General features: G+C 65.9%; 23 protein-coding genes. 13 read left to right on the top strand and 10 right to left on the bottom strand.

Annotation, left to right across the window (positions count from 1 at the left end):
- Nucleotides 1-7 precede the first annotated feature (7 nt).
- The 4 genes from ACZYZF_RS23080 to ACZYZF_RS23095 are packed head-to-tail and all read left to right on the top strand — an operon-like array spanning nt 8 to nt 3305.
- The gene (locus ACZYZF_RS23080; RefSeq protein ID WP_463836906.1) at nt 8-772 is read left to right on the top strand and encodes an SDR family oxidoreductase; all 765 of its coding nucleotides are present in this window, start codon (nt 8-10) and stop codon (nt 770-772) included.
- The gene (locus ACZYZF_RS23085) at nt 769-1632 is read left to right on the top strand and encodes an NAD(P)-dependent oxidoreductase (protein ID WP_463836907.1); all 864 of its coding nucleotides are present in this window, start codon (nt 769-771) and stop codon (nt 1630-1632) included. Before ACZYZF_RS23080 ends, ACZYZF_RS23085 begins: the two co-directional genes overlap by 4 nt.
- 13 nt (nt 1633-1645) lie before the next feature.
- Entirely contained in the window at nt 1646-2089 is a 444-nt protein-coding gene (locus ACZYZF_RS23090) for a carboxymuconolactone decarboxylase family protein (protein ID WP_463747009.1), read from the top strand.
- Complete coding sequence (locus tag ACZYZF_RS23095; RefSeq protein WP_463836908.1) at nt 2079-3305, top strand: hypothetical protein; 1227 nt, start codon at nt 2079-2081, stop codon at nt 3303-3305. Before ACZYZF_RS23090 ends, ACZYZF_RS23095 begins: the two co-directional genes overlap by 11 nt.
- A 165-nt stretch (nt 3306-3470) precedes the next feature.
- Here ACZYZF_RS23095 and ACZYZF_RS23100 read toward each other — a convergent pair whose 3' ends face one another.
- The 3 genes from ACZYZF_RS23100 to ACZYZF_RS23110 all read right to left on the bottom strand — a co-directional run bounded on the left by ACZYZF_RS23100 (nt 3471) and on the right by ACZYZF_RS23110 (nt 5925).
- A complete protein-coding gene (locus tag ACZYZF_RS23100; protein WP_463836909.1) occupies nt 3471-4094 on the bottom strand; it encodes a sensor domain-containing protein in 624 nt (207 codons plus the stop codon).
- A gap of 152 nt (nt 4095-4246) precedes the next feature.
- The gene (locus ACZYZF_RS23105; RefSeq protein ID WP_463836910.1) at nt 4247-4705 is read right to left on the bottom strand and encodes a hypothetical protein; all 459 of its coding nucleotides are present in this window, start codon (nt 4703-4705) and stop codon (nt 4247-4249) included.
- A gap of 2 nt (nt 4706-4707) precedes the next feature.
- A complete protein-coding gene (locus tag ACZYZF_RS23110; RefSeq protein ID WP_463836911.1) occupies nt 4708-5925 on the bottom strand; it encodes a DUF6973 domain-containing protein in 1218 nt (405 codons plus the stop codon).
- Between the two features lie 118 nt (nt 5926-6043).
- Here ACZYZF_RS23110 and ACZYZF_RS23115 point away from each other — a divergent pair, with 118 nt between their 5' ends.
- Complete coding sequence (locus ACZYZF_RS23115; RefSeq protein ID WP_463747014.1) at nt 6044-6745, top strand: M15 family metallopeptidase; 702 nt, start codon at nt 6044-6046, stop codon at nt 6743-6745.
- A gap of 14 nt (nt 6746-6759) precedes the next feature.
- On the opposite strand, the gene ACZYZF_RS23120 is transcribed toward ACZYZF_RS23115, so the two are convergent.
- Nucleotides 6760-7389, bottom strand: coding sequence for a TetR/AcrR family transcriptional regulator (locus ACZYZF_RS23120; protein ID WP_463747015.1), 630 nt, complete (start codon nt 7387-7389; stop codon nt 6760-6762).
- 38 nt (nt 7390-7427) lie between these two features.
- The gene (locus ACZYZF_RS23125; RefSeq protein ID WP_463747016.1) at nt 7428-8663 is read right to left on the bottom strand and encodes a cytochrome P450; all 1236 of its coding nucleotides are present in this window, start codon (nt 8661-8663) and stop codon (nt 7428-7430) included.
- Between the two features lie 102 nt (nt 8664-8765).
- On the opposite strand from ACZYZF_RS23125, the gene purD reads away from it, so the two are divergent.
- On the top strand, nt 8766-10034 hold the full coding sequence (purD, locus tag ACZYZF_RS23130) for a phosphoribosylamine--glycine ligase (RefSeq protein ID WP_463747017.1): 1269 nt from the start codon (nt 8766-8768) through the stop codon (nt 10032-10034).
- A 14-nt stretch (nt 10035-10048) separates the two neighbouring features.
- Here purD and ACZYZF_RS23135 read toward each other — a convergent pair whose 3' ends face one another.
- Nucleotides 10049-10882 (bottom strand): alpha/beta hydrolase, encoded by an 834-nt coding sequence (locus ACZYZF_RS23135; protein ID WP_463836912.1) that lies wholly within the window; start codon nt 10880-10882, stop codon nt 10049-10051.
- A gap of 125 nt (nt 10883-11007) precedes the next feature.
- Here ACZYZF_RS23135 and ACZYZF_RS23140 point away from each other — a divergent pair, with 125 nt between their 5' ends.
- On the top strand, nt 11008-11646 hold the full coding sequence (locus ACZYZF_RS23140) for a TetR/AcrR family transcriptional regulator (RefSeq protein WP_463747018.1): 639 nt from the start codon (nt 11008-11010) through the stop codon (nt 11644-11646).
- Nucleotides 11647-11656: 10 nt separating this feature from the next.
- Complete coding sequence (locus ACZYZF_RS23145; RefSeq protein ID WP_463747019.1) at nt 11657-13096, top strand: APC family permease; 1440 nt, start codon at nt 11657-11659, stop codon at nt 13094-13096.
- Here the strand turns inward: ACZYZF_RS23145 and relZ are convergent.
- Complete coding sequence (gene relZ, locus ACZYZF_RS23150; RefSeq protein ID WP_463747020.1) at nt 13093-14820, bottom strand: bifunctional ribonuclease/(p)ppGpp synthase; 1728 nt, start codon at nt 14818-14820, stop codon at nt 13093-13095. The two genes, ACZYZF_RS23145 and relZ, sit on opposite strands and share 4 nt — an antisense overlap.
- 50 nt (nt 14821-14870) lie before the next feature.
- Between relZ and purB the strand changes: the two genes are divergently transcribed.
- Genes purB through ACZYZF_RS23165 form a run of 3 tightly spaced genes read left to right on the top strand, consistent with a single transcriptional unit; the run spans nt 14871 to nt 18091 of the window.
- On the top strand, nt 14871-16289 hold the full coding sequence (gene purB, locus ACZYZF_RS23155) for an adenylosuccinate lyase (protein ID WP_463836913.1): 1419 nt from the start codon (nt 14871-14873) through the stop codon (nt 16287-16289).
- Nucleotides 16286-17494 (top strand): cytochrome P450, encoded by a 1209-nt coding sequence (locus ACZYZF_RS23160; RefSeq protein ID WP_463836914.1) that lies wholly within the window; start codon nt 16286-16288, stop codon nt 17492-17494. Before purB ends, ACZYZF_RS23160 begins: the two co-directional genes overlap by 4 nt.
- A 9-nt stretch (nt 17495-17503) precedes the next feature.
- Nucleotides 17504-18091: a DUF1707 SHOCT-like domain-containing protein gene (locus ACZYZF_RS23165; RefSeq protein WP_463836916.1), complete on the top strand. Its 588-nt coding sequence runs from the start codon at nt 17504-17506 to the stop codon at nt 18089-18091.
- Here the strand turns inward: ACZYZF_RS23165 and ACZYZF_RS23170 are convergent.
- On the bottom strand, nt 18075-18935 hold the full coding sequence (locus ACZYZF_RS23170) for a DUF559 domain-containing protein (RefSeq protein ID WP_463837121.1): 861 nt from the start codon (nt 18933-18935) through the stop codon (nt 18075-18077). The two genes, ACZYZF_RS23165 and ACZYZF_RS23170, sit on opposite strands and share 17 nt — an antisense overlap.
- 90 nt (nt 18936-19025) lie before the next feature.
- Nucleotides 19026-19652 (bottom strand): hypothetical protein, encoded by a 627-nt coding sequence (locus ACZYZF_RS23175; protein WP_463747024.1) that lies wholly within the window; start codon nt 19650-19652, stop codon nt 19026-19028.
- A gap of 30 nt (nt 19653-19682) precedes the next feature.
- Here ACZYZF_RS23175 and ACZYZF_RS23180 point away from each other — a divergent pair, with 30 nt between their 5' ends.
- Together ACZYZF_RS23180 and ACZYZF_RS23185 are read left to right on the top strand one after the other, a co-directional pair.
- Nucleotides 19683-20570, top strand: a complete 888-nt coding sequence (locus ACZYZF_RS23180; protein ID WP_463836917.1) for a phosphoribosylaminoimidazolesuccinocarboxamide synthase — start codon at nt 19683-19685, stop codon at nt 20568-20570.
- Nucleotides 20567-22714: a S9 family peptidase gene (locus ACZYZF_RS23185; protein WP_463836918.1), complete on the top strand. Its 2148-nt coding sequence runs from the start codon at nt 20567-20569 to the stop codon at nt 22712-22714. Before ACZYZF_RS23180 ends, ACZYZF_RS23185 begins: the two co-directional genes overlap by 4 nt.
- Here the strand turns inward: ACZYZF_RS23185 and ACZYZF_RS23190 are convergent.
- The gene (locus tag ACZYZF_RS23190) at nt 22643-23089 is read right to left on the bottom strand and encodes a DoxX family protein (RefSeq protein ID WP_463836920.1); all 447 of its coding nucleotides are present in this window, start codon (nt 23087-23089) and stop codon (nt 22643-22645) included. The genes ACZYZF_RS23185 and ACZYZF_RS23190 overlap by 72 nt on opposite strands.
- Nucleotides 23090-23146 lie beyond the last annotated feature (57 nt).

Raw genomic sequence — 23146 nt, forward strand, 5'->3', positions numbered from 1 at the left:
CACTTGAATGGGACAGTTCGACTCGGATTTCAAAGACAAGGTGTCCATCGTCACGGGGGCCGGCGGCGGCATCGGCCAGGCTTACGCCGAGGCGCTGGCACGCGAGGGCGCGGCGGTCGTGGTGGCCGACATCAACATCGAGGGTGCGCAGAAGGTCGCTGACGGGATCAAGGGCGAGGGCGGCAACGCCCTGGCGGTGCGCGTCGACGTCTCCGACATCGACTCGGCCAAGGACATGGCCGCGCAGACGCTTTCGGAATTCGGTGGGATCGACCACCTGGTCAACAACGCCGCGATCTTCGGCGGCATGAAGCTCGACTTCCTGCTCACCGTCGACTGGGACTACTACAAGAAGTTCATGAGCGTGAATCTCGACGGTGCGCTGGTGTGCACCCGCGCCGTGTACCGCAAGATGGCCAAGCGTGGCGGTGGGGCGATCGTCAACCAGTCCTCGACCGCGGCCTGGCTGTACGCCAACTACTACGGCCTGGCCAAGGTCGGTATCAACGGCCTCACCCAGCAGTTGTCGCGTGAGCTCGGCGGACAGAACATCCGCATCAATGCCATCGCGCCCGGCCCGATCGACACCGAGGCCAACCGCACCACCACGCCCAAGGAGATGGTGGACGACATCGTCAAGGGAATCCCGTTGTCCCGCATGGGGCAGCCTGAAGACCTGGTCGGCATGTGCCTGTTCCTGTTGAGCGACCAGGCCAAGTGGATCACCGGCCAGATCTTCAACGTCGACGGCGGACAGATCATCCGCTCATGAGTCCGCTGAAACTCGGCTACATCGGCCTCGGTAATCAGGGCGCACCGATGGCCAAGCGACTGGCCGACTGGCCCGGCGGACTCGTCGTCTTCGACGTGCGCGCCGAGGCCGTGGCCCCGCTGGTCGAGCTCGGGGCGACCCCTGCGGACAGCGTCGCCGGTGTCGCCGAGGCCGACGTCATCAGCGTCACGGTGCTGACCGACGCACAAGTGCGAGACGTGGTTTCCAAACTCGCCGCGCACGCCAAGCCCGGCACCGTGATCGCCATCCACTCCACGATCGAGCCCGGTACGGCCGGAGAGTTGGCAGACCAGCTGCGGCCCAAAGGAATTCGTATCGTCGATGCCCCCGTCAGTGGTGGGGCCGGCGCGGCGGACAAGGGTGAACTGGCTGTCATGGTCGGTGCAGACGACGACGCGTACGACTTGGTCAAGCCCGTCTTCAAGCAGTGGGCCTCGATGGTGGTCCGCGCTGGGGAACCCGGAGCGGGTACCCGGATGAAGATCGCCCGCAACATGTTGACGTTCATCGGCTTCGCCGCCGCATGCGAGGCACAGAAGCTCGCCGAAGCGGCGGGGATCGACCTGCAAAAGCTCGGCCGGGTCGTGCGACACAGCGACGCCCAGAGCGGCGGGCCGGGCGCGATCATGGTCCGTGACGACACGTCACCGTTGGCGTCGGATCACTGGATCTACGACATGTTCGTCCACACGCGGGGTCTTGCCGAGAAGGATCTGCGGTTGGCGCTCGGGCTTGGCGAGGACACCGGCGTCGAACTCCCGCTGGCGGAGATCGCGCTGCGGGATCTGGCCGCCGGACTCGGTGTGCCGCACACGGCTTCACACGGCGAAGTCGGCTAGAGAGGATCGAAGAATGGACGAGTTGCGGGCCAAGGGCCTGGCCAAGATGAACGAGGTCTACGGCTGGGAGATGCCGAACATCGAAGGGGATCCATACTTCGATCTCACCGTCGACCACCTGTTCGGCACCATCTGGAACAAGCCCGGACTGTCGATGCGTGAAAAGCGACTGATGACGTTGTCGGCAGTGACCGCCGTCGGCTCGCAGGACCTCGCCGAGATCCAGGTCAACGCCGCGCTGTTCAACGGCGAGTTCACCGAGGAAGAGCTCAAGGACATCGCCATCTTCCTCACCCAGTACCTCGGTTTCCCGCTCGGTTCCGGCCTCAACGGAACGGTGTCCAAGGTGGTGGCCAAGCGGCGCAAGGCCGCCGAGAAGGGCCTTGACGAAGACCGGCGCGCCAATGTGAACGCCGCAGTCAAGATGAATACCGGGAGCGAGCTCGATGACAAGTAGATATGCCTCGCTGACCCACGATGAGCTGGTCAAGCTGGTGCCCGAGCTGCTGCTCATGGGGCAGATGATCGACCGCTCCGGGATGGCCTGGTGCATCAGCAATTTCGGCCGCGAAGAGATGCTGCAGATCGCGATCGAGGAGTGGGCGGCATCCAGCCCCATCTACACCCGACGCATGCAGAAGGCGTTGCGCTACGAAGGCGTCGACGTCATCACCATCTTCAAGGGTCTCCAACTCGACATCGGCGCCCCGCCGCAGTTCATGGATTTCCGCTACACCGTCCACGATCGCTGGCACGGTGAATTCCACCTCGATCATTGCGGTGCGCTGCTCGACGTCGAGCCGATGGGCGAGGACTACGTTCGCGGCATGTGCCACGACATCGAGGACCCGACCTTCGACGCCACCGCGCTGGCCACCAACCGCAAATGTCAGGTGCGCCCGATCCACCGGCCGCCCCGCGCACCCGCCGACCGGCAGCCGCACTGCGCCTGGACGGTAATCATCGATGAGTCATACCCGGAGGTCGATGACATCCCGGCGCTCGATGTGATCGGCCGGACCCGGGCTGCGCGAACAGAATTGGACCCGATCGATCCATCCGACGAGGGCGCTTCCGACTACTCGGGGCCGCTGGTGTCCGATTTCGATTTCGCGGCGTTCTCGCATTCCGCGCTGGTCCGGATGGCCGACGAGGTATGCCTGCAGATGCACCTGCTGAACCTGTCGTTCATCCTCGCGGTGGGCAAGCGGGCCGGTACCGACAACGCGCTCGCCACCGACATCTGCACCAAGCAGCTGATCGGTGTGGCGGGCCTCGGTGCCGAGCGTATCCACAAGGCGCTGGGCCTGCCCGGCGGCATCGAAGGTGCGGTGCGCGTGCTGGAACTGCATCCGTTGCTCAACCCGGCCGCCTACGTCGATGCCGAGTTCGGTCCCGACACGGTGTCCGTGCGTCGCTCGCCGGCGCATGAGGACGGTTCCTGGGTGGCCCTGGTTTCGCCGGCCGAGACGCGTCCCCTGCAGGCCATCGTCGCCGCCGTCGACCCGCACCTTTCCGTCGAGGTTCTCGGATCGGACGCGGAGTGGACCGCCAGGGTGATTGAAACCGAGACCGCAGCAAAGGAATTCGGTGAAGTCGCGGTGGTGAAGTTCAGCGGTGGGGCGGAGTTCGTGTTCGAGCCACGGAAGTCATTGCCACTGACGGTGGTGTGATTCGAAGTTTGGCGGCGGGGTGCGGGTTTCTAGCCGGCAGGAACAGTCAGCGTTAGATACCCGTCACCCCAAGGCTGCACGATCACGTCGGCCGGGAATGTCGCGCGGTGATCCTCGCTCCGGAGGTAATCCGCGGTGACCCCAGCTACCGTTGGCGCGGGCGTGCTAATGCTGTGCATATTCGAGCCTGTCGAGAACTTCCAGCGTGACGCGCTCGCTGTCGGGTAGGCCGAGCGCACTTGAGTTGATCAGCATGGTGCCAGTGAGCCGATATGCGTCCTGGGCTCCGTCGGCTGCTCTGCTGTTGAGCAGCAGGGTGTTTGGGTCTGGCGCCTCCGCTGAGCGGCGGTAGTAGGCGGTACCCGTCGAGGTGCAGCCGGGTACCGCCGTTGTGAGCCGGTCGAACGCCGCCTGCGCCGTCGTTGCGTCAGGATAGACGGCAACTGCCTGGCGCACATCTGCCATGATCGGAAGTACCGGAGCGTCAAGATCGGCGCTGTAACCGACGGAGCGGAACGCTTTCCAGGTGGTGCCGAAAACCGCGGGCGGGTCGAACACCGCGCGACATGCTGCGGGTGTGTCCGGGATGGCCGAAGGTGTAGCGACGTCCAATTCCGGGACGTCGTGGAATGCGGCGATACCGGAGATGCTTCGGACGTCGTCGACGGAAAGTACCTCGGCGGCAACCGCCTTCGTGCTCGGAGTGACGGTGGGCGCTGTTGGACCGCCGTGCCCGCACGCTGCCGACAACAAGGTGATGCAACACAACGCTGCGCTGGCACGGATCACAGGCGCCTCATCCTTGGCGGGTCAACATTGCTCGGGGTCAGGGCCATGGGAATGCCCGTTGCTCCGCTGAGGCGCGGTTGGTTGCTCGGCCCTGCACTTTGCGCCACCGGCGGCGCAACTCCCGCTCCTTCGATGCCTTCATCGGATGGCTGCTAACTGGTAGGCAATGTCAGCGTCAGGTAGCCGCCGCCCTCCGGTCGCAGCATCACGTCGGTCGGCCAGGTCACCCGGAAATTCTCTCCGCGTAGGTAATCGCCGCTGATTCCGGCGGCCTTCACGGGTTTTCCGTTGAGTTCGAAGATCAGCAGGCTGGCTTTCGAGTTGTAGAAGCGGTCCTTGATTACGGGTGCTCCAACTGTCTTTTCGATGAATTCCCGTTCGGAGTTTTCGTGGAAGAGATGCACCTCGTCCCAGTCCCAGCTGGTGAATTCGCTGAGTCGGCCTGTCTTCTTCTCGTGGAGAAGGCTTTCCAGGCCATCGTTGAGCTTCTGGTCGTTGTAGTCGATATCCATTGACTGCCTCATCGCCTGTCTGGCCAGATCGCAACTGGTCAGAGAGAAACACAGCAGCAACACGCAAAGGGCGACGCGTACTGCTGACAATCCGGTCACAATCAGTACCCTCCTGCTGAAGTTCCGTAGCCGCCTGGCTGACCGGGGTCGTAGATTCCTCCTGGCCCGGCGCCAGTTGGAGTGGGTGCCTGCCCCGGAATGGTGGATTTTGAGGTTATGCCCGCGCCGCCTTCTGGGACGGTATTGCTCCAAGCGAGCTTTTCGCCGTCGCTGTTCGGCGCTACCACGACCGTATCGCCTTGTCGGACAGCCTGCTCTACATAGCCGGCGAGCTCTGCAGGAGTCGCGTCGGGATGCGCTTTGGCGATATTTCTGCCTACCTCATTGTTGTAGAGGTCCATCGCTTCGGCCGTGGAGGGGTTGTTGGGAAGGCGTTCGTGCGCCGTCGTGAAATCACGGGTCCAATCCTCGCCGAAGCGTTGGGTCATCAGCGCATTCCAATACGCATGCCGAAACGCATCGGTGTGATTGTCGGCCGTGTCGTCCGGATGATGCGGGGGAGGAAACCTTGAAATTGCTTCAGACTTAGCGGCCTCCGTGAGCTGGTCGAGGTCTCGCAGTTCGAACAGCGAAAGACGGTCGAGCATTCGTCCCTCGGTGGCGGTGACCTGCTTGGGGTCAGTTAGCTCGCTGAATGGCCAAGCCGGCTCCCAATCGAGCTTGCCGTCAGGGTCCTCGTCGACCTGGTACTTGCGCTTGAGCTCGTCGAGTGGATCGACCGGAGGCGGATTACCTTCGGGCAATCCTGGCGCACCGGCGCCCGCCTTCTCGCCCGCGACCGCATCGTATTCCTTCCGGATTTCCTCGATGCGTCGACCGATCTCGCTCATGTCGCTCGTGGACTGCGTGACGACGTCGCTGATCTGGCCGATCCCCTTACTGGCGAGGATCACCCGCATGATCTCGCCGGTCTTGCCCGGCGGGATCGACGCATCCATGCTGCTAACCCAACTCTGGGTCTGCGCGAGGTTCTGCCGACCAGCGGTGACCACATCGGCTGCCCGAGTGACTTCGGTAGCCATGCGTTGATCCAGATCGGCGAGTTTGCCATAGACGGCGGCGTGTTCGGCGTTCCTGGCGGCATACGCCTGCGAGGCGGTGCCCTGCCAGCGGTCGTCGGGTGCTGCGGATTCGATCGTGGATTGCATCTGGCGCAGCTGCGCGCTGCCGTCGAACGCGTCGCCTGTTGTCGGGGCACCCTCACCGAACGTGGTGCGCGCCTGCGACCACGTCGTGTAGAAGGCGTCGAGTGCGCCCATACCTGCCTCCTATCGAGGCAATCAGTCTAAATCCCGGCAAACGGCTGGTCCGACGCCAATTTGCCGAGGCCTGGGCGCTGCCGGCGGATTTGCCAGTTCCGCGATCTACAGTCGCGGGGTGGGCATCGCAACGGTCTGCGCATGTGCCCTGGTGGTGAGTCTGTTCACGGGGTGCACGGCGGCGTGTGCCGGTAGTACGCCCCATTCGGTGCCGGGAACTGCCGCCTCCTCGCCGCAGACTCCGCGGCCCGGCTCGGTGGCGGAGCAACCGGCGCGGGTGCGACCGGTGGACCAGGCCGCGCTGGGTGCCAGCTGGCGACCGGGATGCCCGGTGCCGCCCACCGAGCTGCGCCGAATCACCCTGTCGTACATCGGTTTTGACGGCCGTTCTCACCGGGGTGACCTGGTGGTGCACCGCGGTGTGGTCAGCGATGTGATCGCGATCTTCGGGGAGCTGTATTCGGCGCGATTCCCGATCGAGAAGATGCGCACGGTGGACCACTATCCACGCGCCGACGACGAGCTGTCCATGCAGGACAACAACACCTCGGCGTTCAATTGCCGGCCGTTGCCGAGTGGATCGTGGTCGTTGCACGCCTACGGCCGTGCGGTCGACGTCAACCCCCTGATCAACCCGTACATCTCAGCCTCCGGCGACCTGCAGCCGGTCACTGCGCGGGCGTATCTGGACCGCTCCCGCACCGATCAGGGGATGATCCGCGACGGTGACTTGGTGGTGCGGAGCTTCGCCGAGCGTGGCTGGCGGTGGGGCGGGCATTGGCATGACCCGATCGACTACCAGCATTTCGAACGACGTTGACGTGCTGAACCCGCCTAAATCCCGGCGGACGGCCTCTCGGGCGCAAACTTCCCGGCGACCACCCCGGGGCCGACCCACCTGCGCAGGTAGCTGCGCAGCGCTTCGCCGGTGCGTGGAGGCCGGCCCGGATCGATGACGAAGGACTGGATGATCCGCAGGAGGTGCTCGGCGAGTTCATCGAGATCGGCGTCGGTGTAGCCGAGCGCGGCCCAGTCGACATCGAGCATGCGCATCATGGCTCGGGCAAAGTCGACCGCCACGTCCGAGGTCACCGATTCGGTGTGCACGTTCGCGCGCCCGGGAGCCACGAGCAAACCGATGTGCTTGTCCTCGGGCAGCCACTCCAGGGCGACGGCGATGGACTCGGTGACGGCCTCTACCGGATCGGTCGTGCCTTTGACGTGGGCGGCCACCCGGTCCAGGAAGTCGCTGGCCGCGTGCACCGCGGATGCCACCAGCAAAGCATCGGTGCTGGGGAAATAGCGGTACACGGTCTGCCGGGTCACACCGAGGGTGCGGGCCACGTCGGCGATGGAGAAGTCGGCGCCGCGCTCATCGATGGCGTTGCCGGCAGCGACGAGGATGCGGGCAATGGCCTCCTCGTCGCTGGCCGGCGCCGAGCCGGACCACCCGTGCGTTCGCATGGGCGAATCTTAGAACAACGGATCGGCCAAGCCGCCGGTCAACCGCGGTACGAGACCTGCAGGTCCTTGACGCCGTTGATCCATCCGGACCGGAGACGTTGGGGCTCGGCCAGTTTGGTGATGTCCGGAATCTGATCTGCGATCTCGTTGAACATCAGCTTGATCTCCATCCGCGCCAGGTTCGCGCCGATGCAGAAATGCGCGCCGTTGCCGCCGAAGGCCAGGTGCGGGTTCGGGTTGCGCAGAATATTGAACTGGAACGGGGATTCGAACACTTCCTCGTCGTAGTTGGCCGAGCTGTAGAACAGACCGACACGCTGTCCGGCTTTCACGGTGACATCGCCGATCTGGGTGTCGACCAGGGCGGTGCGCTGGAAGCAGTGCACCGGGGTGGCCCAGCGGATGATCTCGTCGACCGCGGTCTCTGGGCGTTCGCGCTTGAAAAGTTCCCACTGGTCCGGGTTTTCGAGGAATGCGTTCATACCGTGCGTCATGGCGTTGCGGGTGGTCTCGTTGCCGGCCACGGCCAGCAGGATCACAAAGAACGCGAATTCCACTTCCGTGATGCCTTCGCCGCTTTCATCGGCCTGCACGAGCCGCGTGACGATGTCGTCGGCCGGGCACTGGCGCCGCTGCTCGGCCATGTTGTACGCGTAGCCCATCAGTTCGGCGTTGGCCATCGTCGGATCGGCATCGAAATCCGGGTCGTCGGTGTTCATGATCGCGTTGCTCCAGTGGAACAACTTCTCCCGGTCCGCCTCGGGGACGCCGATCAGGTCGGCGATGGCGAGCAGCGGCAGCGGCATCGCCACGTCGTCGACGAAATTGCCGGAGTTTCGTTCCCGCGCCGCGGCGACGATGTCGCGGGCGGCGACGGCCAGTTTCTCCTCCAGCGCTGCCACCGAACGCGGGGTGAACAGTCGCGACACCAGCTTGCGTAGCCGGGTGTGCTCGGGAGCGTCGTGGTTGATCAGCAGCGCCTTGGTGAGGTCGAGCTGTTCGGCGGTCACGCCTTCGGGAAGGCGCATGACGGCACCCTTGGCGTTGGTCGACCACACGGCGCCGCCGTCGCGCGAGATGGTCTTGATGTCCTCGTGACGGGTGACCACCCAGTAGCCGCCGTCGTTGAAGATCGATTCGCCCTGCTCGTTCCACCACACCGGGGCGGTCTTGCGCAGTTGGGCGAACTCCTCGACAGGGATTCCGCGGAGCAGGACGTCGGGATCGGTGAAGTCGTAGCCGGCGCCGAACGGGCAGGCGCTCATGGTTGTCATGCCGAGGTCATCTCCTTGTGTGACGGCGGGCACAGTCCTCGGTTTCGACCATACACTCCTGCATCAGGTGTATGCCCGTAAGTCTCCCGCTACGCTACGACCGTGCGCGTCCTCGTTATCGGATCCGGTGCCCGTGAACACGCCCTGCTGCTGGCCCTGCGCCGCGACCCGCAGGTGGAGGAGTTGGCGGTGGCTCCCGGCAACGCCGGGACCCAATCCATTGCCGACCAGTACGACGTCGACATCACCTCCGGCGAGGCCGTGGTGAAGTTGGCTCAACGCCTCGACAGCGACCTGGTGGTGATCGGCCCCGAGGTTCCGCTGGTGCTCGGCGTCGCCGACGCCGTGCGGGCCGCCGGAATCGCCTGCTTCGGCGCGAGCAAGGACGCCGCCCGCATCGAGGGCTCCAAGGCCTTCGCCAAAGACGTCATGGCCGCGGCGGGGGTGCCGACGGCGAGCAGCGAGATCGTCGACAACCCGGCCCACCTGGACGCTGCGCTGGACCGCTTCGGTCCGCCCGCCGGCCAGGCTGCCTGGGTGGTCAAGGACGACGGCCTGGCCGCCGGTAAGGGCGTGGTGGTCACCGCCGATCGCGACGCCGCCCGGGCGCATGCAGCCAGCCTGCTCGATTCCGGACACCCCGTGCTGCTGGAGTCGTTCCTGGACGGACCCGAGGTGTCGTTGTTCTGTGTCGTCGACGGCGCCAGCGTGGTCCCGCTGCTGCCTGCCCAAGACTTCAAGCGGGTCGGCGACGGAGACACCGGGCCCAACACCGGCGGTATGGGGGCTTACGCCCCGCTGCCCTGGCTGCCGGACCCGATCAAAACCCAGATCGTCGACGAGGTCGTCAAACCTGTTGCGGCCGAACTGGTTGCCCGGGGCAGCTCGTTCTCGGGCCTGCTCTACGCCGGCTTGGCGATCACCTCGAACGGTCCGGCGGTGGTGGAGTTCAACTGCCGCTTCGGCGATCCGGAGACGCAATCGGTTCTGGCCCTGCTGGATTCGCCGCTCGGGCAACTGCTGAACGCCGCGGCCACCGGCGAGCTCGCCTCCTTCGGCGACCTGCAGTGGCGCGCCGGCTACGCCGTAACCGTGGTGGTGGCCGCGGAGAACTACCCGGGGCGGGCGCGCGTCGGCGACGTGATTCACGGATCGGAAGCCGACGGTGTGCTCCATGCCGGCACCGCGCGCCGCGAAGACGGCGAGGTGGTGTCCTCGGGTGGCCGGGTGCTCTCGGTCGTCGGCACAGGTACCGACCTACCTGCCGCTCGCGACGCGGCGTACGCGCTCGCCAAGTCGATTCGCTTGCCGGGCAGTCACTTCCGCAGTGACATCGGTCTGGCCGCTGCCGAAGGGCACATCACCCTGTAGCGCTCACCGAAGGATCAGGCGACCAGCAGCGGGGCCATCCAGGATATCTCGGCGGGCAGCTGCGAACTCCAGAAGCTGCCGTCGTGCCCACCGGGGGAGAAGCCACCGGCCGGCGGATTGGGCAGTTCGGAGATGAACTGCTTGGTGGCCGAATAGAACGGATCACTGTTACCGCAATCGATCCGGATCGGGATCGATCCCAGCGCGGGCTGGCCCCAGACGGTGTTGGCGGCGTAGTCCGCCGCGCTGTCGAAGGCGCCGGGAGCGGCGGCACCCGAAGAGGTCCACAGCGCGGGGCTGACCGCACAGATCGCGGCGGTACGCGCAGGTCCCAGACGCGAACCCAGCAGCAGTGCGCCGTAGCCGCCCATCGACCAGCCCAGGAATCCCACTCGCGAGGTGTCGAGCCCCTGATCGCCGAGCAGCGGGATCAGCTCGTCGAGCACCATCGCGCCCGAATCCTCACCGGATGCGCGTTTGTGCCAGTAACTTCCACCGCCGTCGACGGCGACCACCGCGAACGGCGGCAACCCGGCTGCCACGGCCTCCGCCAGGCCCTGCTCCACGCCTCCGGCCATCACACCGGCGGCATCCTGACCTTTGCCGTGCAGGGCGATGACCGGACGGAGTTTGCCGGTTTGACCGGGCGGGCGCGCGATGGCCCAGTTGGTGTTCGTCCCGCCGCGGGCGGCCGAGGTGAACGAGCCGCTTGTCATCGTGGGCGCTGTGACGGGGCTGGCCACCGAACCCGGTGCGGAGGCGAGGGCGAAGGCGCCGGCGGCACCGGCGGCCGCACCGACGCCGAGGCGCAAGATTGCGCGGCGGCTCAAATTGGGCATGCGGGCCATCTTGCCATCGCCCGACAAGAGCATCGGTCAGTGGCATTCTCGCGGCCTTACCGGCGCGCTGAAAAACCTGAGTAGAGCCTGATGATTGGCCGAAAGCCCGATGTGGACGGGACCGTGCTGGCAGCATGTGGAAGGTGACGGCAGCGGTCACCCCTAAAGGGGAGCGTCGGCGGTACGCCCTCGTCAGGGCGGCCGCTGAGTTGCTTTGTGAAGGCGGATTCGACGCCGTCCGGCATCGTGCCGTGGCACGCCGGGCCGGCCTCCCGCTGGCCTCCACGACGTACTACTTCTCGTCTCTCGACGACCTCATCGGGAAGGCTGTCGAATACATCGGAACCCGGGAGGCCGAGCAACTGAGGGACGGTGTGGCCAATTTGTCGCGACGGCGCCGCGGTGCCGAGTCGACCGCGGGCGTCCTGGTCGATTTGTTGCTGGGCGAATCTTTGGAGCGGCCCGGAAGCGAGGAGTTGATCTCGCGCTACGAGCGCTACATCGCATGCGCCCGACAGCCCGGGTTGCGCGATATCCAACGTCGCATCTTGCAACAGCGCACCGATGCCGTGCTCGAGGTGGTGGAACGCTCGGGCCGCTCGGTGCGGGCCGAGTTGGTCACCGCCCTGGTGTGCGCCGTCGACGGAGCCGTGGTTGCATCATTGGTGGACGAAGGTGAAGGGGCCAGAGTCAACGCCCGCGCCACGTTGATCGACGTGATCGACGTCCTTGCGCCCGTCGACGAGCAGGCGGGAACGCGTCTGACCGGCTGAAGGAGGGGGAATGTCGCAACCCGCAACCGCGGAGGAGCCACAGCTCAAGCGGGTGATGGGTCCCGGACTGCTACTGCTGTTCGTCGTCGGAGACATCCTCGGCACCGGTGTGTACGCGCTGACCGGGCAGGTCGCCAAGGAAGTCGGCGGTGCCGCCTGGGTTCCCTTCCTCGCGGCCTTCCTGATCGCCACCATCACCGCATTCAGCTATCTCGAGCTGGTCACCAAGTATCCGCAGGCGGCCGGTGCAGCGCTTTACGCGCACAAGGCATTTGGGCTCCAGTTCGTCACGTTCCTGGTGGCCTTCATCGTCATGTGTTCCGGAATCACCTCGGCCTCAACAGCTTCGAGGTTTTTCGCGATCAGCTTCTTCGACGCGATCGAGGTGAACTTCGACCACATCTTCAGCTGGCAGCGGCTGGGAACTGTCGCGCTGGCGCTGCTGTTCATGGCGTTGATCGCCGCGGTGAATCTCCGAGGCGTCAGTGAAAGCGTCAAGCTCAACGTCTTCCTCACGTTCGTCGAGATCACCGGCCTGGTGATCGTGGTCGTGGTCGGACTGTGGGCCATCGTCAGCGGGGTGGATGTCGATTTCTCCCGCGTCGTAGCCTTCGACACTTCCGGTGAGAAGAACGCCTTCATCGCGGTTACCGCTGCGACGTCGCTGGCGTTCTTCGCGATGGTCGGCTTCGAGGACTCGGTCAACATGGCCGAGGAGACCAAGGACCCGGTGCGGATCTTCCCGAAGGTGTTGTTGACCGGTCTGGGTATCGCCGGCCTGGTCTACATCGTCGTGGCCATCATTGCGGTCGCGCTGGTGCCGGTCGGAACCCTTGCCGAGGCGGACTCGTCCCCGCTGGTGAAGGTGATGGAAGCCGCCGCGCCTGGGCTTCCGTTCGCAAACATCCTGCCGATCATCTCGATGTTCGCGGTGTCCAACACCGCGTTGATCAACATGCTGATGGCCAGTCGGTTGCTCTACGGCATGGCCCGTCAACATGTGTTGCCGCCGATGCTCGGGGTGGTGCATCCGAAGCGCCACACGCCGTGGGTGGCAATCATGTTCACCACGCTCATCGCGTTCGGACTCATCTTCTACGTGTCGGCGTTCGCGAGTGGGGACACCGTCGCGATCCTCGGCGGCACCACCTCGCTGCTACTGCTCGCGGTCTTCTCGGTGGTCAACGTGGCGGTGCTGGTGCTGCGCCGAGATGTCCGAAAAGAGGGCGGGCACTTCAAGACTCCGACCGCACTGCCCGTCGTCGGCTTTGTGGCCTCGCTGTATCTGGTGCTGCCCACCTCGGGACGGCCGTTGGAGCAGTACATCCTGGCCCTGGCACTCGTCGCCACCGGAGTCGTACTGTTCGGCATCACCATGGTGATCAACCGGCAACTCGGCATTCGTGGGGCCGGCATCACCGACCCCACCCACTTCGGTGACGCTCCCTAGGTCTCGGCGCGCAACTTCGCAATACGGTTCTGCAGCAATGCGATCCGGTGCGCATTGCCATCCAGCCCGAGGTAGCGGTCATCGAACACGGCCAACAACGCGTCATCGAGGCGACGCACTGCGCCGGGTGGGTACCGGTAGTCCATGAGCCGGTTGATCTCGTCCGTGTCCACCGCATCCAGCACGCCGGTAAGCGCTTCCAATGACGTGATGCCGAGTTCGAGCAGCAACCCCGAGATCCACGCGTAGTGGTCGGTTCGCGACCAGCCGGCGTCGGCGAAACGGTTGCCCAGATAGGTGGCCAGCACCGGGGTGGCGATGCGTGAATCCCTGGAGAACTCCGGGGACTCGTCCTCCCCTTCCCCTTCCGTCATGGTCAGCCGCAGCCGTTCCCGAATCTCGGTGAACTCGCGGTCGGCCAGTTCCAGAAGCCCGGCTGCCAATGTGAATCGACGGTCCAGCTCGCTGACGTGCTCAGCCGGGATCGAACCCTTGTACCGCACGTCATGCTCGAACTCGGCCCACGCGTGCTGCAGCACGGTACGCACCTGGATGGACGCCGGATACTGTTCGCCTTCGACACCGAAGAGTAGATGCCGGCTCGCATAGCCCCACCGGCCCTGGCGGGCGGTCTGCAGACCCATGTCCTGGTCGTCGAGCAGCCGCATCTCCTCGGCCAGCAGGTTGGCCACGGCGTCGACGTCCTCACGCAGATAGGTGATGACGCGCAGCCCCACCTGGTCGGTGATCTCGACCAGAGGGTCCGTGTACATCCGCGTGCCGTCGGCCGCACGACGATTGGCCTTCGCGGCGAACGAATCGACACTCTTGGTGCGGGCCGTGATGCTCAGATAGTTGATGCCCGCCTCATCGAGTAGTCCGGTGACCAGCTTGAGGTACTGCTCGGTGGCAGCCACCAGATCCGGTCGCCGGGCGGCATATTCGGCCACTGCGCTTGACGGTGGCGCCTCGCGTGCCGGTGCCGGCCGTTGACGGGGCAGCCTTTCGGCGGGGAGTGACGGGGTGAGGATGTAGCCGGAGGCGAAGTCGCCGTAGATCGTGACGTCCTCTGGCCGGCTGTACCAGTACAGCGCGATATAGGCGCAGAGCATGGCGTCGACCGGGTCCTCGTCACGGTCGAGCTGGCCCGGCCGGGTGGCCGCCTCGATCCGCTTGCGCAGTTCGACCCAGCTGACATTGCGGTTGGCCCGCAGCCTCGGCGTCGCGGTGTCGAGCTCCTCGATGAACGTCATCAACCTGAGCAGTTCATGCTGCCGGTCCCCGAACGCGCCGCGCTTGTACTTCAAGGTCTTGTCGAGCCCGAACAGAACCACGCTCGCCGGATGCGGATACACCTCGATCGCGCGCCGGTTCGACGGCGACGACGGATCCATGTCCAGCCCCAGCGCCGCGGCGATACGCGCGCCGCGCGGATGCTTGAACTCGGGCCGCTCGGTGAACGCCGGGCGCGCCCCGGCGTCGAACCGCTGGAAGTCCCGGTTGAGATCCCGTTCGCACGGCCGGTGGCCCGTCGGGTTCTTGACGATGAGCGGCGCATCGATGGCCACCAGGCAGTCGCCACTGACATAGGGCTCGATAGCCGCCCCGATGTCGTCGTCGTCCTGCGCCACGCCCACGTGAAGGACCCGCCCACCGGAGTCGATGACAGCGACACCCGTCTGATTCTTCTCGCCCCACGCAAGGTCGAGCCCGACGAAGTACATCCGTCCACTGTCTCATTGGTACCCCGGCCCGGGCCGTAAGCTGTGTGTTCGTGACGATCCCGAATGTTCTCGCCAACCGCTACGCGAGCGACGAAATGGTCGCGATCTGGTCGCCGGAGGCCAAGATCGTCGCCGAGCGCCGACTCTGGCTCGCCGTGCTGCGTGCGCAGGCCGAGCTGGGTGTTCCGGTGCCCGACGGCGTCGTCGACGACTACGAGCGCGTCCTGGAGAACGTCGACCTCGCCTCGATCGCGGCCCGCGAGCGCGTCACCCGCCACGACGTCAAGGCGCGCATCGAGGAGTTCAACGCGCTGGCCGGCCACGAGCACGTGCACAAGGGCATGACGAGCCGCGACCTCACCGAGAACGTCGAGCAGCTGCAGATCCGCCGCTCGTTGGAGCTGGTTTTCGCCCACGGCGTCGCGGTGGTGGCCCGGCTGGCCGAACGCTCAGTCGTCTACCGCGACGTGGTGATGGCGGGCCGGTCGCACAATGTGGCCGCCCAGGCCACCACCCTTGGCAAGCGGTTCGCCTCGGCGGCCGAAGAGTCCCTGCTGGCGTTGACCCGGCTGCGTGAGCTGATCGACCGCTACCCGCTGCGCGGCATCAAGGGCCCGATGGGCACCGCCCAGGACATGCTCGACCTGTTCGACGGCGACACGTCCAAGCTGGCCGAACTGGAACGGCGGGTCGCCCAATTCCTGGGCTTCACCGACGTTTTCACCAGCGTCGGACAGGTGTACCCGCGTTCGCTGGACCACGATGTGCTCTCGGCGCTGGTGCAGGTGGGTGCCGGGCCGTCCTCGCTGGCGCACACCATCCGGCTCATGGCCGGCCACGAGCTGGTGACCGAGGGCTTCGCGCCCGGACAGGTCGGCTCCTCGGCCATGCCGCACAAGATGAACACCCGGTCCTGCGAGCGGGTCAACGGCCTGCAGGTGGTACTGCGTGGCTACGCCTCGATGGCCGCCGAACTGGCCGGTGCGCAGTGGAACGAGGGCGACGTGTTCTGCTCGGTGGTGCGCCGCGTCGCGCTGCCCGACGGATTCTTCGCCATCGACGGGCAGACCGAGACCTTGCTGACGGTGCTCGACGAGTTCGGCGCCTACCCGGCGGTGATCCAGCGCGAACTGGACCGCTACCTGCCGTTCCTCGCCACCACCCGCATCCTGATCGCCGCGGTGCGTGCCGGCCTGGGCCGCGAAACCGCCCATGAGGTGATCAAGGAACACGCCGTGGCCGTCGCGCTCGACATGCGTGAGCGCGGGCTGGAGCCCGATCTGCTGGACCGCCTGGCCGCCGATCCGAGACTGCCGCTGGACCGGGCGGCGCTGGAGGCCGCGCTGGCCGACAAGCAGGCGTTCACCGGAGCCGCGGGCGCCCAGGTCGACGGCGTCGTCGCGGCCGTCGACGAGCTGGTCAGCCGCTACCCGGAGGCCGCCAAGTACACCTCGGGCGCCATCTTGTGACGTTGGCGGCCGACCTCACCGATCTGGACAATTTCGCGGCCGGTTTCCCGCACGGGTTGTTCGCCGAACACCGTCGCGAGGCGCCGGTGTACTGGCACTCGCCGACGGAACACACCCCGGACGGTGAGGGCTTCTGGTCGGTGGCCACACACGCCGAAACCCTTGCGGTGCTACGCGATGCGGAGACCTACTCGTCGGTGACCGGCGGAACCCGGCCGTACGGCGGCACGCTGCTGCAGGACCTGTCCATCGCCGGGCAGGTGCTCAACATGATGGACGACCCGCGGCATTCCGAGATCCGGCGGCTGGTCAGCTCCGGGCTCACCCCACGGATGATCCGGCGGGTCGAAGACGACCTGCGGGTGCGGACGCGCCGGCTGCTGGACGGGGTAGTGGCCGGAGCGCCGTTCGACTTCCTGGTCGACGTGGCCGCGGAGCTGCCCATGCAGATGATCTGCATACTGCTGGGAGTGCCTGAATCCGAACGGCATTGGCTGTTCCACGCGATCGAGCCACAGTTCGACTTCGGTGGTTCGCGCTCGGCGGCCATGGCGCAGCTGACTGCCGAAGAGGCAGGCTCGCGGATGTACACCTACGGCCAGGAACTCATCGCCGCCAAACGTGCCGAGCCCACCGACGACATGCTCTCGGTGGTGGCAAACGCGTCGGATGCCGAGCTGAGCGATCTCGAGCTGTACCTCTTCTTCAGCCTGCTGTTCAGCGCCGGAGCCGAGACCACCCGCAACGCGGTGGCCGGCGGACTGCTGGCATTGATCGAAAACCCTTCGCAGCTGGCATTGTTGCGTGAGGACCTCGGCGAACTGCCCACCGCCATCGAGGAGATGGTGCGCTGGACCTCGCCGTCACCGTCCAAGCGGCGCACCGCAACCCGAGCGGTGACGCTGGGTGGCTGCGACATCGAGGCCGGGCAGAAGGTGCAGGTCTGGGAGGGCTCGGCGAACCGGGACGCGCTGGTGTTCGAGCAGCCCGACGTTTTCGACATCACGCGTAAACCCAACCCGCACTTGGGTTTCGGCTACGGCGTGCACTACTGTCTTGGCGCCAACCTGGCCCGGCTGGAGTTGCGGGTGCTGTTCGAGGAGCTCTTGGGCCGGTTCTCGTCGGCCCGGCTGGCCAAGCCCGTCGAATGGGCCCGCAGCAACCGGCACACCGGGATCCGGCACCTTGTGGTCGAATTCGCCTAACCTCGGAGCATGGACTCAGGCCAAAACGACCATCTCCGAGTCTCAGACGCCGAGCGCGCCAGGGTGGGACAACTGCTCGAACGTGCAGTAGGCGAAGGCATGATCACGCTCGACGAATTCACCGAGCGCTATGACGCTGCCCTGGCCGCGCAGACTCGCGGTGAGCTGAGCGCCCTGATAGCCGATCTGCCGCTGGCAGCTCCGGCAGCGCAGCGTCCGGCGGTCGCCCCCGAAGAACTGCGGGGATGGATGTCATCGATCGTGCGTCGCGGCCAGTGGACCGTGACGCCCACGCTGCGCCTGAACACCCGGCTGTGCAGCACGACTCTCGACTTCACCTCGGCGGTCCTACCCAGCCGGGTCGTCGAGATCCTCGTCGACGATTACTGCAGTTCAACCGAGATCATCGTGCCCACCATGGCTACCGCCGACCTCAACGGCGTCAACGCCGTCGCCGGCAGCGCCACGGCCAAGGTACGCACCGGCCCGCCGTCGGACCAGCTGCATCTCGTGGTGCGTGGCCGGGTGCGGATGGGCTCGGTGACTGTGCGCCACCCCTTCGGAAGCTGGCTGCGGAGGCTCAGCGGTACTGGATAGCGCAGCGAATCTCGGTGATCACCCGCTGCGGGTACTCGGTCAGGTCCAGCCAGGTGAACCGAAGCACCTGCCAGCCCATCAGTGCGATCTCGTTCTGCCTGACCCGATCATGCTGGAAATCCTCCTGATCGCTGTGGAACGCCCAGCCGTCCGTCTCGATCGCGAGTTTGTGGGCGCGGAAGGCAACATCGATCACGTATCGGCCCAGGCGGTAGTTGGCCTTCCATCCGGTGATCCGGGCTTCTCTGAGCAGCTTGATCAGCAGTCGTTCGGCTTCGGAGCGTGCTCCGTCCGCCGCGGCGATGAGCAACCTGCGGGCGGCGGGCGAGCCGTGCCTGCCCTTGTTGTGCAGATGTGCCCGCCACAGGTCGCGCAGCTCGGTGTGGCGCTGCAGCGCGGTGTCCATGAGTTTGGCGCCACCGCCGCGCCGGGCAGCGGCCTCCACGACCGTCAGCGGCAGCGCCGTCACCCGCAATCCGTTTCGCTCGACGATGTCGCACGGGTCGAGGTCACGCCGGCGCAGTCGGATGCCGTGCCGCTGCGGATGGTGGCCTGTCCTCGGGATGGTGACCTCAACGATTTCCGGCGGGTATCTGGTCACCTCATGCCACCACGCGGCGGCCAGTCCGCTCGCCGTCGCATTCGGCCCCGCCGACCACACAGCGGCCCTGATCCGGGCTGAATCGGTGAACGGTCGATCGTCGGCGAAGTACACCCCAGGCGAGCAGCGGAGCCAACGTCCAGACCGGACCCTGCGGTAGACCGCCTGCTTGCTCAGCCCAGCCTGCTGTGCCTGAGCCAGGGTGATCACGCCGTCATGGTCACGCAGATAGTCATCGAGCACATCGATTGGACGGGCTGCCCCCGCCAACGGTTCCCACCCCTGTGATTTGGGTGCGTTCAGTAACGGTGGGCGTTACTGAACGCACCCAAATCACTGGGAAATGCGGCGCAGACGCATGCCGGCCGAACGCAGTTCCAGGGCGGCCAGGCCGCGAATGGCCCGCTGGTCTTGACTGCGCCACGCTCCGACGGGGTCGTCGGACACGGCGGTCAGCTTGGCCAGCGGCCGGTTGGCGAGTGCCCGCAGTGCCAGCAGCTGTTCGCCGGCGGCCGTCGAGGCCAGGGTGATCGCGGTCCACTTGCGCCGGAAGAACCGCACCCGCAGGTACAGCCAGGGCATCGCCACGAACAGGATCGGTGCCGCGGCCACGGCCAGGGCAAGCACCCAGGCCAGCCAGCTCGCCGTGCTGTCCAGGTTGTGGCCGGCGCCGGCAATGTCGAGCGCGGCATCGCTGGCAGCGCGCAGCGGCTTGCTCAGCGTGTCGCCGACCAGGGGAACATTGTCGGTGCTGTCACCCGCGGAGCCGAGGTTGTCAGCAACCCCGTTGGCGCCGCTCTCGACCTGCCTGCCGACCTCGGCAATGGTCGACACCGCCGAATGCACGGCCATCCCGACCAATATCCACACTGCGGTCCAGGTGATGACGGCCACGTCGCTGAACAACTGGGCCAACAGGCGGCCGGGTCTGCTGGCATAGGGCAGGTACCGCGATCTCATGAGATCGATCCCAACACATAGGGTGGCCCAATGCGCCCCGCTCTGTCCGACTACAAGCACCTGGCCAGCGGCAAGGTCCGCGAGTTGTACCGCATCGACGACGAGCACCTGCTGTTCGTGGCGACCGACCGGATCTCGGCCTACGACTACGTCCTCGACTCGCAGATCCCGGACAAGGGCCGGATCCTGACGGCCATGAGCGTGTTCTTCTTCGACCTGATCAGCGCGCCGAACCACCTGGCCGGGCCGCCGGACGACGAGCGCATCCCCGCTGAGGTGCTGGGCCGTGCGCTGGTGGTGAAGCAACTGAAGATGCTGCCGGTGGAATGCGTGGCCCGTGGCTACCTGACCGGTTCCGGGCTGCTCGACTACCAGGCCTCGGGTTCGGTGTGCGGTATCCCGCTACCGCCGGGGATGGGGGAGGCGAGCAAGTTCGACGAGCCGCTGTTCACCCCGGCCACCAAGGCCGACATCGGCGAGCATGACGAGAACATCTCCTACGCGCAGGTGATCGATCTGGTCGGGCCGGTGCTGGCCGGCCAGTTGAAGGAGCGCACGCTGCAGACCTACCTGCAGGGTGCCGACCATGCGCTGGTCAAGGGCATCATCATCGCCGACACCAAGTTCGAGTTCGGAGTCGATCAGGACGGCAATGTGGTGCTGGCCGATGAAGTCTTCACCCCGGACTCGTCCCGGTACTGGCGCGCGGAAACGTACCAGCCGGGCGTGGTTCAGGACAGCTTCGACAAGCAGTTCGTCCGCAACTGGCTGACCGGGCCTGATTCGGGCTGGGACCGGCACGGCGACACGCCGCCGCCGTCGTTGCCCGAGGAGATCGTTGCGGCCACCCGAGCCCGGTACATCGAGGCGTACGAACGGATTTCGGGCCTCCGGTTCGAGGATTGGATCGGCGCATGACCCCATCTGTGCAGCCGCCCGTCGCCAAGCGCGGCAACCACCGCCGCGAGCACCACGGTGACGTGTTCATCGACCCCTACGAATGGTTGCGCGACAAGGAAGATCCCGAGGTGATCGCGCACCTGGAAGCCGAGAACGCCTACACCGAGGACGCCACCGGGCATCTGGAGCCGTTGCGGCAGAAGATCTTCGACGAGATCAAGGCCCGCACCAAGGAAACCGACCTCTCGGTGCCGATGCGCCGCAACGGCTGGTGGTACTACGCGCGCAGCTTCGAGGGCAAGCAATACGCGGTGCATTGTCGGTGCCCGATCGGCGATCCCGACGACTGGACGCCACCCGAGCTCGACGAGGGTGCCGAGATTCTCGGTGAGCAGATTCTGCTCGACGAGAATGTCGAGGCCGACGGTCACGAGTACTTCTCGCTCGGAGCTGCCACGGTGAGCCTGGACGGCAATATCCTGGCCTACTCGGTGGACGTCTTGGGTGACGAGCGATACACCTTGAAATTCAAGGATTTACGTACCGGTGAGCTCTATGACGACACGATCGCCGGGATCGGTGCCGGCGGCACCTGGGCGGCCGACAGCCGCACGCTGTACTACACCACGGTGGACGACGCCTGGCGGCCCGACACCGTGTGGCGGCACCGGCTGGCATCGGGCCTGACTGCGGAGAAGGTGTATCACGAACCGGACGAACGGTTCTGGGTCGCGATCGGTCGAAGCCGCAGCGACAAATACCTGTTCGTCGCGTCGGGCAGCGCGGTCACCACCGAGGTCCGCTATGTCGACGCGAATGACCCGACTGCCGAGCTCACCACGGTCTGGGAGCGTCGCGACCTGGTGGAGTACTCCGTCGAGCACGCCGTGGTCGGGGGTGAGGACCGGTTCCTGATCCTGCACAACGACGGTGCCGAGAACTTCATGTTGGTGGACGCTCCGGTCAGTGATCCCGCTGACTTCCGTCCCCTCATCGAACACCGGACCGATGTACGACTGGACGGCGTCGACGCGTTCGACGGCTTCCTCGTGATCAGTTACCGCAGTGAGGCATTGCCGAAGATCGCACTGTGGCCGCTCACCGCCGACGGCTACGGCACGCGCGAGGAGCTGACCTTCGACTCCGAGCTGACCGCCGCGGGGATGGGCGGTAACCCGAACTGGTCCACCCCGAAGTTGCGCATCGGTGCGACTTCGTTCATCACGCCGGCGCGGATCTACGACCTGGACCTCGCCACCGGTGAGCGCACGTTGCTGCGTGAACAGCCGGTGCTGGGCGGCTACCGGCCGGAAGACTATGTGGAGCGCCGGGATTGGGCGACGGCCGCCGACGGGGCCCGGGTTCCGATCTCGATCATCCACCGGGCCGGTTTGCAGTTCCCGGCGCCGGCGCTGATCTACGGCTACGGCGCCTACGAGTCGTGTGAGGATCCGCGGTTCTCGATCGCCCGGTTGTCGCTGTTGGATCGCGGCATGGTGTTCGTGATCGCCCATGTGCGCGGCGGTGGCGAACTGGGCCGGCCGTGGTACGAGCACGGCAAGCTGTTGGAGAAGACCAACACCTTCACCGATTTCATCGCGGCGGCACGCCATCTCGTCGACGACGGCGTGACCCGACCGCAGAATCTGGTGGCCCTCGGCGGCAGTGCCGGCGGGTTGTTGATGGGTGCGGTGGCCAACATGGCCCCGGAGTTGTTCGCCGGGATTCTGGCCCAGGTGCCGTTCGTCGACGCCTTGACGACGATCCTGGATCCGTCGTTGCCGCTGACTGTGACCGAGTGGGACGAGTGGGGAAATCCGTTGGAGGACCCCGAGGTTTACCGGTACATGAAGGCATACACGCCCTACGAGAACGTGGCGGCACAGGACTATCCGGCGATCCTGGCGATGACCTCGCTGAACGACACGCGAGTGTATTACGTCGAGCCGGCCAAATGGGTTGCCGCACTGCGGCACACGAAGACCGACGGTCATCCTGTGCTGCTGAAGACCGAGATGGTGGCCGGCCACGGCGGCCTGTCCGGACGCTACGAGCGGTGGAAGGAAGCCGCGTTCCAGTACGCCTGGTTGCTAGCTGCTGCCGACCGCGACAACTATGGCAGCGGCCAGGTAGACAGCCTCTTCGGCGGTCCGAACGCTTAATCGCGTGGTCATCGATTTCGGCGGGTTCGGCATCCGTGCCGCGTAGACGTTGGCCGGAAACATGGCCAGCATGAGCAGGAACAGGCAGACTGCCGCGGCGACGCGGGTCGGCGGGTAGAGCAGTCCGGCCGCACCGGCCAGTTCCAGCACGCCGGTGACGGACACCAGCACACCCGGCGCGGGCAGGGCCGGCGGCACGATCGCGATCATGTCGCGCCGCAACGGGTTCACGAAATGTGCGATACCGGTCAAGGCGAACATGGCCGCGAGACCCACTGCGATCGCCGTGGTCCAGTTGTCCAGATAATCCACGCCCAGCAGGCCGATCGCCCGAGCTGCCACGCTGCCCAGAATCAGGGTCAGAAAGACGGCCATCGCACGCTCCGATCTTGTCGGTGTCTAGATCGGACACGCTACGCCTTATCTAGTCGC

It is taken from the genome of Mycobacterium sp. IDUB_24, from assembly GCF_055419385.1.

Bases quoted from the DNA above. Each gene is read 5' to 3' on its own strand.
- ACZYZF_RS23080 (WP_463836906.1), top strand. From the start codon at position 8: ATGGGACAGTTCGACTCGGATTTCAAAGACAAGGTGTCCATCGTCACG.
- ACZYZF_RS23085 (WP_463836907.1), top strand. From the start codon at position 769: ATGAGTCCGCTGAAACTCGGCTACATCGGCCTCGGTAATCAGGGCGCA.
- ACZYZF_RS23090 (WP_463747009.1), top strand. From the start codon at position 1,646: ATGGACGAGTTGCGGGCCAAGGGCCTGGCCAAGATGAACGAGGTCTAC.
- ACZYZF_RS23095 (WP_463836908.1), top strand. From the start codon at position 2,079: ATGACAAGTAGATATGCCTCGCTGACCCACGATGAGCTGGTCAAGCTG.
- ACZYZF_RS23110 (WP_463836911.1), bottom strand. From the start codon at position 5,925: ATGGGCGCACTCGACGCCTTCTACACGACGTGGTCGCAGGCGCGCACC.
- ACZYZF_RS23120 (WP_463747015.1), bottom strand. From the start codon at position 7,389: ATGCGAACGCACGGGTGGTCCGGCTCGGCGCCGGCCAGCGACGAGGAG.
- ACZYZF_RS23125 (WP_463747016.1), bottom strand. From the start codon at position 8,663: ATGACAACCATGAGCGCCTGCCCGTTCGGCGCCGGCTACGACTTCACC.
- ACZYZF_RS23135 (WP_463836912.1), bottom strand. From the start codon at position 10,882: ATGGCCCGCATGCCCAATTTGAGCCGCCGCGCAATCTTGCGCCTCGGC.
- ACZYZF_RS23140 (WP_463747018.1), top strand. From the start codon at position 11,008: ATGTGGAAGGTGACGGCAGCGGTCACCCCTAAAGGGGAGCGTCGGCGG.
- ACZYZF_RS23145 (WP_463747019.1), top strand. From the start codon at position 11,657: ATGTCGCAACCCGCAACCGCGGAGGAGCCACAGCTCAAGCGGGTGATG.
- relZ (WP_463747020.1), bottom strand. From the start codon at position 14,820: ATGTACTTCGTCGGGCTCGACCTTGCGTGGGGCGAGAAGAATCAGACG.
- ACZYZF_RS23165 (WP_463836916.1), top strand. From the start codon at position 17,504: ATGGACTCAGGCCAAAACGACCATCTCCGAGTCTCAGACGCCGAGCGC.
- ACZYZF_RS23175 (WP_463747024.1), bottom strand. From the start codon at position 19,652: ATGAGATCGCGGTACCTGCCCTATGCCAGCAGACCCGGCCGCCTGTTG.
- ACZYZF_RS23180 (WP_463836917.1), top strand. From the start codon at position 19,683: ATGCGCCCCGCTCTGTCCGACTACAAGCACCTGGCCAGCGGCAAGGTC.
- ACZYZF_RS23185 (WP_463836918.1), top strand. From the start codon at position 20,567: ATGACCCCATCTGTGCAGCCGCCCGTCGCCAAGCGCGGCAACCACCGC.
- ACZYZF_RS23190 (WP_463836920.1), bottom strand. From the start codon at position 23,089: ATGGCCGTCTTTCTGACCCTGATTCTGGGCAGCGTGGCAGCTCGGGCG.